Annotated in this window: 14 protein-coding genes and 3 pseudogenes; 6 read left to right on the top strand and 11 right to left on the bottom strand. The window is 36.0% G+C overall.

The annotated features are described in order from the left end of the window. The first annotated feature begins 121 nt into the window (after positions 1-121). Both BIV60_RS24435 and BIV60_RS24430 read left to right on the top strand, forming a co-directional pair. Entirely contained in the window at positions 122-661 is a 540-nt protein-coding gene (locus tag BIV60_RS24435; RefSeq protein WP_071358306.1) for a GNAT family N-acetyltransferase, read from the top strand. A gap of 87 nt (positions 662-748) precedes the next feature. Beyond that, a complete protein-coding gene (locus tag BIV60_RS24430) occupies positions 749-1,201 on the top strand; it encodes a DUF2269 family protein (protein ID WP_071358305.1) in 453 nt (150 codons plus the stop codon). Between the two features lie 265 nt (positions 1,202-1,466). Here BIV60_RS24430 and BIV60_RS24425 read toward each other — a convergent pair whose 3' ends face one another. Next, the gene (locus BIV60_RS24425) at positions 1,467-2,843 is read right to left on the bottom strand and encodes an aminotransferase-like domain-containing protein (protein ID WP_071358304.1); all 1,377 of its coding nucleotides are present in this window, start codon (positions 2,841-2,843) and stop codon (positions 1,467-1,469) included. 160 nt (positions 2,844-3,003) lie between these two features. Between BIV60_RS24425 and BIV60_RS24420 the strand changes: the two genes are divergently transcribed. Further along, on the top strand, positions 3,004-3,948 hold the full coding sequence (locus tag BIV60_RS24420) for a DMT family transporter (RefSeq protein WP_071358303.1): 945 nt from the start codon (positions 3,004-3,006) through the stop codon (positions 3,946-3,948). Positions 3,949-4,275: 327 nt separating this feature from the next. Here BIV60_RS24420 and spoIIP read toward each other — a convergent pair whose 3' ends face one another. From spoIIP to BIV60_RS30630, 9 genes and pseudogenes are all read right to left on the bottom strand, one after another. After that, positions 4,276-5,190, bottom strand: a complete 915-nt coding sequence (gene spoIIP / locus BIV60_RS24415; RefSeq protein ID WP_071358302.1) for a stage II sporulation protein P — start codon at positions 5,188-5,190, stop codon at positions 4,276-4,278. Continuing rightward, entirely contained in the window at positions 5,180-5,716 is a 537-nt protein-coding gene (locus tag BIV60_RS24410) for an RNA polymerase sigma factor (protein ID WP_071358301.1), read from the bottom strand. The genes spoIIP and BIV60_RS24410 overlap by 11 nt, the downstream gene beginning before the upstream one ends. Before the next feature lie 645 nt (positions 5,717-6,361). Then, positions 6,362-7,000: pseudogene (locus BIV60_RS24405) on the bottom strand (LutC/YkgG family protein); the annotation flags it as partial. 8 nt (positions 7,001-7,008) lie between these two features. After that, positions 7,009-7,320 (bottom strand): annotated as a pseudogene (locus tag BIV60_RS24400) (LUD domain-containing protein); the annotation flags it as partial. Positions 7,321-7,457: 137 nt separating this feature from the next. Then, a pseudogene (locus BIV60_RS29295) lies at positions 7,458-7,610 on the bottom strand (ABC transporter ATP-binding protein); the annotation flags it as partial. Between the two features lie 72 nt (positions 7,611-7,682). Then, positions 7,683-7,847 (bottom strand): hypothetical protein, encoded by a 165-nt coding sequence (locus BIV60_RS29920; RefSeq protein ID WP_177177393.1) that lies wholly within the window; start codon positions 7,845-7,847, stop codon positions 7,683-7,685. A 323-nt stretch (positions 7,848-8,170) separates the two neighbouring features. Beyond that, a complete protein-coding gene (locus tag BIV60_RS24395; RefSeq protein WP_071358299.1) occupies positions 8,171-8,512 on the bottom strand; it encodes a YqzG/YhdC family protein in 342 nt (113 codons plus the stop codon). A 155-nt stretch (positions 8,513-8,667) separates the two neighbouring features. Further along, entirely contained in the window at positions 8,668-8,892 is a 225-nt protein-coding gene (locus tag BIV60_RS24390) for a hypothetical protein (protein WP_071358298.1), read from the bottom strand. A 93-nt stretch (positions 8,893-8,985) separates the two neighbouring features. After that, complete coding sequence (locus tag BIV60_RS30630) at positions 8,986-9,117, bottom strand: hypothetical protein (protein WP_256218539.1); 132 nt, start codon at positions 9,115-9,117, stop codon at positions 8,986-8,988. A gap of 223 nt (positions 9,118-9,340) precedes the next feature. Here BIV60_RS30630 and BIV60_RS24385 point away from each other — a divergent pair, with 223 nt between their 5' ends. From BIV60_RS24385 to BIV60_RS24375, 3 genes are all read left to right on the top strand, one after another. After that, entirely contained in the window at positions 9,341-9,580 is a 240-nt protein-coding gene (locus BIV60_RS24385; RefSeq protein ID WP_071358297.1) for a hypothetical protein, read from the top strand. A gap of 348 nt (positions 9,581-9,928) precedes the next feature. Further along, a complete protein-coding gene (locus BIV60_RS24380; RefSeq protein ID WP_256218537.1) occupies positions 9,929-10,777 on the top strand; it encodes a pentapeptide repeat-containing protein in 849 nt (282 codons plus the stop codon). Between the two features lie 29 nt (positions 10,778-10,806). Continuing rightward, positions 10,807-11,109: a hypothetical protein gene (locus tag BIV60_RS24375; protein ID WP_071358295.1), complete on the top strand. Its 303-nt coding sequence runs from the start codon at positions 10,807-10,809 to the stop codon at positions 11,107-11,109. A gap of 94 nt (positions 11,110-11,203) precedes the next feature. Here BIV60_RS24375 and BIV60_RS24370 read toward each other — a convergent pair whose 3' ends face one another. Beyond that, the gene (locus BIV60_RS24370) at positions 11,204-11,890 is read right to left on the bottom strand and encodes a class I SAM-dependent methyltransferase (protein WP_371261588.1); all 687 of its coding nucleotides are present in this window, start codon (positions 11,888-11,890) and stop codon (positions 11,204-11,206) included. Between the last annotated feature and the right edge of the window lie 197 nt (positions 11,891-12,087).

Raw genomic sequence — 12,087 nt, 5'->3', positions numbered from 1 at the left:
AAAGCAACAAAGTTTACGAAAAGAGCCTTTATTAATCGAGGCCTTTTCTTTTATTATCCCTTGAAAACAAATAGAATGGATATAGGTTAATATTGTAAAGTTTAAAAGAAAGGAAGATTACATGTTTAAAGGGATCCATATTTACAATAGACCTTTTGTCGAAGAAGATGCTGCGGCACTACTGGGAATACAGATAAAAAACCGTAACTTTTTTGAACGGTTTTCGATGGAACGAAGCAAAGATTTCTATTCTATTGAATCACAGCGAGAAAGAATTCGGAGGTTTGAAGAGGACCAGTTAAGCGACCAAGCCTATAATTTTGGAATTTTTAAAGATGATGGTACCTTGATAGGGACCATTAACTTATTTCAGGTTGTCCGCGGGTCGCTGCAAAGTGCCTTCATAGGTTATTTTTTAGATAAAATACATAATGGAAAAGGCTATACTACTGAAGCGGTAAAGCTGTTAGTAGACTATGCATTTAACGAATTAAAGCTGCATCGGATTGAAGCTGGTGTTATGCCTCATAATATTGGCTCGATTCGGGTACTGGAGAAGGCTGGTTTCCATAAAGAGGGCATTGCTATTAAAAGTGTTAAAATCAATGGAAAATGGGAAGATCATCAGGTATTGGCAGTCATAAATCCTCTTGAAGATTGATAAAATCCTGAATTTATCTGCCATTTCTGTCACAGGGTTTCCATAAAATTATGGTAAAATGGTAGCAGAGAATGGAGGGGACATATTGTGACATTCTACAAATTCATCGTTTTCATACATATTTTTTCAGCCATACTCGGGATGGGACCTGGTTTTATTTTAACGACAGTGGTCAAAATGGGGAATAACATGACCGAATTAAGGCATTCTTATAAAATTAGACATAAATTACATATTTTTGTGATGGTGGGCGGTACATTATTGTTAATAACAGGTTTAACCATGGGATTTCTCAATCCGATACTATTTAGGATGGGCTGGTATGTAACAAGCCTTATTCTCTTTTTAATTTCATTGGCAATGGGCCCGTTGGCACTATCACCAAAGTCGAAACCAATAAAAGCCTTGTTGGAATCCCATAAAGGTGAAGAAATTCCAGAAGAATATAAACGGTTGGCTAAGGGGCTTTTTCTGATTGAAAACATTGAGAACTTCATTTTTTTAATCATTATTGCGTTGATGATTTTAAAGCCGTTTTAAAAAGCAGGGTGGCCGTTAGATTTCGGCCACCATTTCCATTAAGTTTATCACTGCTCTTAGGGAAAATATTTTTGATTAGATCTAGTATTCAGAAGTTCCCACGTGTTACAAGAATTAACTCTCGCATTCCCTCATAATTTTCAAATTGATCCATCCCGTTATAATTACTAATTTCTGTTTTGAGCGCAGCTCGTTCTCTAGCTGAAAAAAAGAAATACAAGCCAAACGTATTTCGTTTTAAGAAAGGAGCCCTCCGTGATTAAGCTCATAATAATGAAGGTGGACTCTGGAAAATATAATTTTTCCTGTTATGAATGAAGTCAATGTATCGAGCAATTTGTTCTACTCCTTGTTTAATTTGATTCTCGTTAACTTGAGAAATACTCAGACGAAGCATATTTTCCTTCCTATACTCTTGTAAAAACATTCTAGAGGCATCATCAACATATATATGCTGCTCATTTAGCGTATGGACTACCTGTTTTGCTGTCACATTCTCGGGCAAACTTATGGATAGGTAGAATCCTGAAGTCGGTTTAGAAAAATGAGTATTAGCTGGAAGTAATAATTCACATGCTTCCTGAAGGGTTTGCATTTTAGTACGGTATACCTCTTTTATTCTTTTGAGATGGCTATTATACATACCACTTTTTAAATAGATTTCTAAAGCACCTTGAGAAAGTGCTGAAGTGTTAAAATCTGAACTAAATTTATATCGTAAAAAATTGTTAATCATTAATGCAGGAAGAACGACAGTAGCAATCCTTAACCCTGGGAGAAAAATTTTCGAAAAGCTTTTAATATAAATCACTCTCCCAGAAGGATTAAAAGAAAATAAAGGATCTGATTTTACATTTGGATCAAGGTCCCCTAAAAAGTCATCTTCCACTATATATACATCGTATTTTTCAGCTAACTCAACAATTTTTTTCTTTTCACTATTCGTGTAACAATGTCCAAGAGGATTGTGAAATCTCGGGATAATATAGAAGAATTTTATATCATTATTTCGAAAAATATATTCCAGACGATCAAGATCAATCCCTTCCATCGTTAACTCAATTCCAAAGGTAGTAGCTTGGTGCAGAGTAATGGACTCAATAAATCCGAAATAAGTAGGCTGTTCAATTAGAATATTGTTTTTTCCATTTGGAAATGGCATAGAAACTAATAAATTAAGAGCTTGCTGTGAGCCAGATACAACGACTAATCTTTCAGGTTGAGTGAACACCTGTAAATTCTGCAAATATTTCATTAACTGTACCCGTAATGAGTAAGACCCTTGTTGATCAGAGTATGTAAAAAGCTCTTCTTTATATTGTTCAATTGCTTGATTCATACAATGTTGAAATTCAAGATAAGGCATAACGTTTTTATCTGGACCAGCAGACAAGAAATCAATCACCTCATTTTCATTCGTCGCATTTTGAAATTCATTCACAACAAAGTAACCACTTTTAGGAACAGAATAAATTAAATGCTCTTTTTCTAATTCTTCGTATGCTTTAATGACCGTATTTTTGCTACATGAAAAATGCTCAGAAAGCTGACGAACAGAAGGGAGCTTACTTCCTGCAATAATTGTCCTATCTGCTAGCCGATGCTTGATCTCTTCCATTATCTCTATATATTTGGCACTCATACATTTATCCTCCTTTAACTGTCATGGTACAGATGGCTAAAAGAACGGTTTATTTTTTTTTGTGCACCTTTTATTATTTTGATTATAACAGAACTGTTTTCTAAGAAATCAGAAAATGGTACAGATGTGATTCAAATATAACGATAGGGGTTGGGATAAGATGCAGAGAGAAGCCAGAGAGAAATTTGGATTATTATTGGGGTTAGCGGGGGTCATTTGCTTTAGCTTAACGCTCCCTGCAACAAGTATTTCAGTAGAGTATTTTGGGACGACGATCGTCGGTTTGGGAAGAACAGTTGTTGCTGCTATTTTAGTGGCAGTGATATTGATTGTTCGAAAAGAAAAGCTGCCTTCTTTCCGCCAAATCAAAAGTCTGTTTCTTGTTGCAGTTGGTGCAGTTTTAGGATTTCCTCTTCTTACCTCGTGGGCAATGGAATCCTTGCCTGTTTCTCACGGTGCTGTGGAAGTGGCTCTGTTGCCATTAGCAACAGCCGGATTTGCTATGGTTAGAGCAAGGGAAATCCCTTCTCTCAAATTCTGGATTTCAAGTGTAATTGGCTCTGTAGCTGTTATTATTTATGCACTTCATCTTGGACTCGGTTCATTAAAATTTGCCGATTTAGCTATACTGCTAGCAGTGATTATACTTGGACTAAGTTATGCAGAAGGCGGGAGATTATCGAAAGAATTAGGCAGCTGGCAAGTGATTGCCTGGGCCATTTTAATCGGTGCGCCATTTTTTATTATTCCAGTTGGGCTAAACCTTACAACTGAAATGCTCCATGCCCCAATACAAGCTTGGGTTAGTTTTATATATCTCGCAGTGGTTAGTCAATTTTTAGCATATGTTGCTTGGTATAGCGGAATGGCTATGGGCGGAATTGCGAGAGTTAGTCAGATTCAATACTTACAACCATTTTTAATGATTCTATTTGCAACAGTATTTCTAGATGAATCTATCACATTGTTCACTCTAATAATTGCAGTAATCGTTGTATTTTCCGTTATAATAGGTAAGAATACTGAAATAAGAAAGGTTCAACCCATATCACAGGAATCTTTACCGCAATCAAGTGAAACACATAATTCAAAATCAATTGATTAGATTACTATAGGTTTTAATATCAGTGCAGCAGCCATATTCAAACTTGTGTATGTTTATTTTATTGAAATAAAAGAGCACTTGGTTTAAGGATTTTATGACACTAAGCGTATGCCAGGATATCTATATGTATATACTTGATTAGTTTGTTGAATAAAGAAGTTCAAAAAAAGCCAATTCCTTAAAATTTAGGGAATCGGCTTTTTTAGTTTGAAAATCCTCTTAGTATACAAAGTTCCCGGATAATGTTTGCAGTACCCCTCCTATGCGTCATTTTCGATGACAAAAAAAACGACAATACGATTGAAAAGTAACATTTTGTTTTATAAATTAGTTATTTAGTTGTTCCTCAGTAAGTATTTCTTTCATTACCTTAGCTAAAGCATCTGCCGAACGATATTCTTCATCCAACGTATTGTCAACTCCACCAATCTCAATTAATGCTGATTTCCCTAAAAGGTCTTGATTGTAAGTGTTTTGTAAGTTGTCTTCATTTGATTTTGAAAGAACTCCTCGTGAAAGACCGGGATACATTTTTTCTAATTTTTCATGAATCAGTTTAGCAAAATGTAAATTTTCCTTATAGTGATTATTTGAACTGGAGATTACAAAAACAATTCTAGCATATTCTTTTCCGTGTATTTTGATCGTAGTAACCTTTCTTCTACTTGAATCTCGGTGTATATCAAAAGCCATCTTAATGCTTTTATGTTTTCCTAGAACACTTTTAACGAAATCTTTTGAGACGACATAGGCATTATCAGCAGTTAAACCTCTTTCTTTTAAAATTCCAAGTATATCGCTCTGATCTTGAATGGTGTTCACACCATTTTCATTTAAAGCTTTGCTTAGCCGTTTTCCGACTAATATTATATTGGTTGATGAATCCACAGCCTCTACAGGGTCTGTTATGTTGATTTCAGGAATAAAAGACTCCCAACTATGTGTCTGATAAATAAAGATGACTGGTTTCTGCTCTTTTACCAATGGAGATGCATTATTTTCTATAGAGAAAAAGGTAGTCTTCAGCATATTACTTCCATTAAAGAAGAAGATCCAGGATATTACTAATGCGCAAAGGGCAGCACCAAATGAAGCAATTGATGCTCGTTTGATTTTCCGTTTTTTTGATAAATTTTTTGCAGATTGTCTGAGTTTCGTATCAGTGGCGGAAACAAAATCATGTCTTGGATTCATTGGATAGGTTTCCTTTATCAGGTCGAACAGTTCTTTTTCAGTTTGCATTCCCCAAAACCTCCCCGACATTTATCTTTAGCTTCTTTTTGAGGTCTTTTAAGGCCCGGTGATAGTCGACTTTCACTTTGGACTCGCTGCATTGAAGGATTTCCGAAGTTTCCTTTATTGAGAATTCATTAATTCCTCTTAAGATAACAACGGTGCGATGGTTCGGCTTTAATTTGGAAATGGCATCATGAATGGATTTTTTTAACTCATCTTGTTCCATTTGCTCATTTGGACCGCTTGCGGATGATTTAAGCTGCTTGAAATAATTCTCTTTGAAAATAGAGGTAAATCTCTTTTTCCGGTAATGATCAATCGCAACATGCTTGGCGATGGCAAAAATCCAAGTTTTTAGATTCCCGCTATTAAAACTGGATAGATTGTTCAGTACACGAATAAAAACTTCCTGTGTCATGTCTTCCGCATCATTTTGATTCCCCGAAAAACAAATCAGAAATCTGTATACGTCTAAGTAGTGTAGGCGGTAGATGGCGCTAATACTGTCTTCCAAGTTCTCAAAATCATTCAACTAAATCCCTCCCCAGATGAAGTCATTCATCCATTAATCGTTTGAGGTTTGTAAAAGGTTACAATTAATTTCGGTGGGTAAAGAGGAAACTCCTTTGAAAATAGGCTCTGTTATTATTCATTGTTGATTTTCGTGTAGGTATCAGAATTCATAGGCGGAGAATTTCCTGCTAATGAATAAAGAGGAAGCTTAAGAAGCAGATATAAGCGTAGATATTCCGATTAACTGCTCTAAATAAGACAAAATCCAAATATTTGGATAATACGAACGGAAAAACTTCCTTTATTTTTAAGGAAATATGGGTATTTCCCAATTCAAACGGAATTTTACCGTTTATTTTTCAAACACAGTGAAATCAACATTCAGTTATAACTGTGCCTGAAAATAAGATAATGGAGGTTTTAGGACATTCTTTAATTCGCAAATAAAGGGGGCTGATTCTCAAATAAAACCTGCAGATTCGCAAATAAAAGGCTCTGATTCGCAAATGAAATCTACAGATCCGCAAATAAAAGGCTCCGAGATTTTACATAGTGGGGTATTATAGAAAGTTTTAGTGAAAGAGCTGTGGATTTTGTCACTAACAAGTTTTATTATGACACTTCACCCAAACGAATAACAAAAAACCAGGGACAGTTTGCATTCCTATAAATCTTCAACAACAATATAACCTGCTTTAACAGGTCCATGCACACCTACAACAAGCTTTGATTCTATGTCTGCCGAGCTACTCGGTCCGGTAATAAAATTAATACATGAAGCAATTTGCTCACCACGTTCTACTTTTTCCCGTATCTTTCTTGCAGCCTGGGTCATTCTTGGCACGATTGTACTTTTGGGAATCAGGATAATCGTGGTAGCGGGTAAAAAGCTAACGGTCCGTCCTCTGTCTTTGCTGCTGAAAAGAACAGCTGTACCGGATTCGGCAAGCGTAATGTCGCTTATCGTAATGCCTACATTTGCTTGATCTGCCCGCTTAATATTTTCTTCTCCGATAGATGAATCCCACTCATGAAATTCAATCCCTTCTTCAGACCATCTCTCTTTAAATAGGGGCGATAATCCATATTCCTCAAACCGTGGATCTTTCCAAGCCAAAATTGGCCCGCCGCCATAGCCCACTACCATTTTATTTACGGCTTCAGTTAATCCTATTTTGTCCGTAACTACAATGTCTGTAAGGATATTTGCACATTGTCTTATCAAAACCTCTACTAATTCATCGGAACTTGCATCTTTTAGCACAGCATCTTGAGGCTGGTATTTCCATTTGGGTCGTTCTAACCCGCCTGTTTCTTTTCAACCACTTCACGAATATATTGATTTGCGTCAGCCGCTGTTTTAGCAAAATAAACATGACCGCCTCTATTTGCAACATTTTCACTTAATTGGTATAAATAAAAATCAAGGTTTTCTAAGACATGCTGACGAATTTCCTCACCATGTGAACGCCATTCTTCCCAGTTGCCAAGTTCTTTGGCTGCTATCAGCTTCCTTGAACTTAAGTGATCCTGTGCACTGGAAACGGCACCTCTCATAAACGCATTATTAATACCGGACTCTACCCGATGATGAAAATCTTCCGTTCCAATTTTCATCGGCATATTCTTTTCCCCCTTGTATAATCGTGTTTCATAGATGTTTCAAATCCCACATGACGGTTTAGATAAGGTGCTCAGTTTAGGAGATGTATCCAAGGTAGGAAGAAATTAAATTATAGAAATCATCAAAATAAATAAAACCCTTCGCCGGCAAGCTCCTTGACGGTATCCCAGTCTTCAATCTGCGCTTCAGGGTCAAGTCCTGTCGTCGGTTCGTCGAGAAAAATGACTGCTGGCTTCCTGATCAGGCTCATGGCGATGTCAAGCCGGCGCTTAATCCCGCCGACAAAGCGCGAAATGTTGGTAAGCCCCCTAGAATATAAACAGCATAAAAGGATCTTCGGTGGAAGATCCTTTTTTCCGTTCTATTGTAAATTGAATGCTGCAACCTCATTTTGTTGCCATTTAGCTGTATCTTGGTCTTGCTGAACTTGTTGTTGAGATTGTTGAAGTTTTTGTGAGTTTGTACTTGCTTGAGCAGATTGAACAGCCTGTTGCATCTGTTGTTGCTGTTGGTTTTGTTGTGTCATGATAATACCCCCTAGGTATATGAATTTTGTTTGGAATTGAAAATAAAAACTCAACAATAATTAAAATTTGCAAGTTTGAAAAAGTTTATACAAAATTATTGTTCAACACCCCATCTTATAATCAATGTCCAGTACTATGGGTTTACGTTTGGCGTAACACATAAAAAGTAAAGAAAAAAAGTAATAAGGCCTGACAGGGCTTTTTAGTTTAACTAAGCTACTCTTCTCTTTTTTTATCAATTCGAAAGCTTCACGTAGACTTTCAGCTGTATAATTGAGGATGCCTCTCGACTGTAGACAGACGAGTTTTTAAAAAAACACCATCATTTAGATGTCTCTTTAAAGGTAACCTTCATCACTTGTTCCGTTTTGTTGTTAAACTCAATATCGATGAAAACTCCAAATTCCTTTCCGTTTTCTTTTAACCAAAGCTTGAATTTTTCGGTTGTAGTTGCGGGTCCACTAGTTCTGCCAATATGGAGGTAGTCAATGATTTGCGCATTCGGATACTTTTCTTTTGTTTTATTCATTGCCAAAACGCCCCACTTAGCATAAGGTGGAATGGGCTTTCGTTGTGCATATGCTATATTTATTAAATTCGGGGGAATCATGATTTCTGAGGAAAAGACTATCGACAAAATCATACTAATAAATAGCTTTTTCATGTATTTTCCTTCTTTTGTTTTTGTTCCTATTTTTTCATAAGAAGTAAAAACTTATGTTACTTTGTAACCTGAAAAATGTGGAAATTTCTAATTTAATACATTCAAGTGATTATAGTAAAAAAAGCACACATTTTAGAATGTGCGCCCTTTTTAGGTTATCTTTTTTTCTTTTTGGAATTATCAGCTGCTGAAACAAGCGTGGTTTTTTTTACGGTTTCTAAAACAATTTGCACATGAAACTTTTGTTCTTCCACATTGGTAACACTCGAAACTTTTCCTTTACGGCCTTTAATTTTTAAATCCTCGCCAACAGATGGAACATGCCGAAGAAGCTGAGTTAATAAAAGATTTTTATTTTCAAAAAAATAAACAACAAACATGTTACTCTCACCTATTTCATATGAATTTTGGTATCTTCATATAAAATATTTGAGAATAATAGGATATAGAACTAATTTACACACTTCTTTATATTAAAACCACAATCTTTTATTATAGTCATAATCGGAGATATCGAAATTTTCTTCTTTTTCTTTATTTGGGGTACCTTCTTCACAAGGCTCTTCAGACTGATTATGTTCACGTAGTTCTAATAAAAGTTCCATTGTTTTATCCCCTCTCCTATTTCTTACTTTTATTTTAATGGAAGCGGTTTCATTTGTCAGGTGGTTTTTACTGGAAGTATGATAGAAATTCCTTATAATCAAAGTGTTTTTATAATTATCCAATTTTTCCTAAAAAGGAGGATAAAAATGGAATGATGTCGAATTTAAGTTTACTAGAATAATTTTTTAAATAAGGGTTTAATTAAGAAAGGAGTAAGATTAAATGGGTAGGAAATACTCATTAGGAGCGTGTTTAACGATTATCGGACTGGTTTTTATGGTATATAGTCCAAGCATCGCAGAGGAATGGACGGACTATATGAAATATCAAGGGGATGGGACTTTTTATTATTATGATTATTTGTCACGTTCCATTGTCATTACCTTAATAGGTTTTAGTATTCAATTAACCGGTATACTTGTAATATTGTTTTCTTATTTTTCAAGGAGGTTCAGGCGTTAAAAGTCTTTACGAGGAGCGGATTAGAATCATTACGCATGGAAGTGAAGGCGGTATATACGGTACCATAATTTTAATTGATAAGAAAAATTATGCTTTTTGCGATATTTACACTTTCACAAGTGCAGGGTAAAATGCCAAAATAAAAGAAATAGCTTCATATTTAATTGAAATCAACTAATCTTCAAAGGGATTAAATTATATATCAACACAAATTTACTGGATATCAACATATTTTCTATTTATATCAACACAAATTCATTCGATATCGACATACTTTTTGAAGTTATCAACATATTTTCGGAAGATATCAACAATCCAGCAAAACTTATAAATAAGGAAGTGCCCATTTTGTTAAAGAATCAAGATCATCTTCGTTCTGACTGTGAGAATTGTTTCGGTTTGTGCTGTGTTGCCCTGCCATTTGCTGCTTCAACAGACTTTGCCAGTGGAAAAGAAGGCGGCAGTCCATGTGCTAATCTTCAAGCCGATTTCCGCTGCAGCATTCACAAAGACCTTAGGCAGAAGGGGTTTAAAGGCTGCACGGTATATGAATGCTTTGGGGCGGGTCAAAAAGTTTCCCAAATTACTTTTAAAGGAAATGACTGGCGTGAACATCCACAATCAGCAAAGCAAATGTTTGACGTATTTCCAGTGATGCAGCAGCTTCATGAGATGCTCTTATATTTGAATGAAGCGTTGATGTTAAAAGAAACTCAGTCCATCCACAATGAGCTTAAATCCATGTTCGAGAAAACTGAACAGCTTACCTATCTTAGTCCCGAATCTCTTATGGAATTAGATGTGCCGTCCCACCGTGCCGAAGTAAATGAGCTATTGCTTAAGACTAGTGAACTAGTCCGTACTGAGATAGGAAGTCAGCAAAAGGGCACGAAAAATACTCGGAAAACCTATGGACGGGGTGCCAATCTGTTTGGGGCAAATCTTCGTAAAGCGAATCTCCAAGGGGCCAATTTAAGAGGAGCCTATCTTATTGCTGCCAACCTTAAGGATACTGACTTATATGGGGCAGACGTGATTGGGGCGGATTTCCGGGATGCAGACCTTAGCGGTGCAAACCTGACCGGAACCCTATTTCTTACTCAAGCTCAGATTAACGCAGCGAAGGGTGATGCCAACACAAAATTGCCGAAGGCACTTACCCGCCCAGCCCATTGGTCTACTACTCAAGATAAATAAGCGACTTAGATTATTTAAGGGAGAATACCATGCCGATTTATTATTTTACTTTTGATGCCATACCATTCTCAGATAACCCGGAAAAAAAGGATTGTGCGGGTGCATATGTTTGTTGCTGGGTGGATTCCATCGATGTTAACTTCGCATTAGCAAAAGCAAAAGGCTACATGAACAGTGAAGGCTGGGAAGTCATCAAGGTTGAAGAACAGTTTATCGCCACCCGTGAACAGTATGAGGATGATCCGGAAAATGAGGATGCTCTTGAGTGTTATGATGAAGCAGTGAGTGAAGGGGAGTCGGCAATTTTTTATATCTGGCCGTATGATGACTAACCAAGGTACAGATTGATTCTAATCTACCATAAATGGGCGAATTTGAAATGAATAGAAAACCCGAGAATTTTCTCAGGTTTTCTAGTGAATTCGTTTAATTCTTTCTTCCAAACAAGACCACAAAGTTAAAGTATTTATAGATACAATCTACATCTTGAAATCCACAATCTTTCAACCAACCAATTTGGTCCTCAAGGGTTGCCATTTTATCCAGTTTCGTTCTTTCATAAGCAGCCGCAATTTCCTGCTTCCTTAAACCGCTGTTTTCAATTTTATTTTTCCAGTCATTTTTGTAAAGCGATTCAATAAATTCTGTATGCCCAAGCACCTGATCAGCATTTATAAAAATTCCATCCTCTTTTAGCAAAGAGAAAATTTTTACATAAAGTTTTCGTTTTTCTTCATCTGACAGATGGTGGATGGAAAGAGAGGAGATGATGATATCAAACTTTTCCTCGAAACAATGTTCAGTATAATCCGCAACAATATAGTGAATATCTTGGTAATGGCTAAATCGCGCTCTTGAAACATCCATCATCTTTTCGGATAAATCAATTAAGGTCATGCGGGCATCCGGGTACTTTTCTTTTAGAAAAAATGAAAATAGTCCCGTTCCAGCACCAATGTCCAGAACTGAAGGGGCCTCAGTATTTGTGTTAAGGATAGAAATCGGAATGGAATAGAAATCATCAAAACATGGAATTAACTTTCTTCTTTGATCATCATAAGAAGATGCATTTTCATCAAATTTGTTTTTTATACTTTGTCTAGTCGTGTTCAAACTAATCATCCCCTTTGTGATTTAACTTAATATGAATTATAGAAGAGTTTATATATAATGAAAATTAACTAATTTTAATAAAATTAATAACAGTTTGTTATTAGTAAAGGCTATTTTCGCATAAATTTTGTTTTTCGTATAAGTCCGTCAACCCGTATACCTAAATGCTTCGTGGCATCTTTTCGTAAGAACATTTG

The organism is Bacillus sp. MUM 116 (assembly GCF_001866655.1).
Classification (GTDB): domain Bacteria; phylum Bacillota; class Bacilli; order Bacillales; family Cytobacillaceae; genus Neobacillus.
Note: the sequence above shows the minus strand (reverse complement) of the source record. Positions and strands in the feature narration are given on the sequence as shown.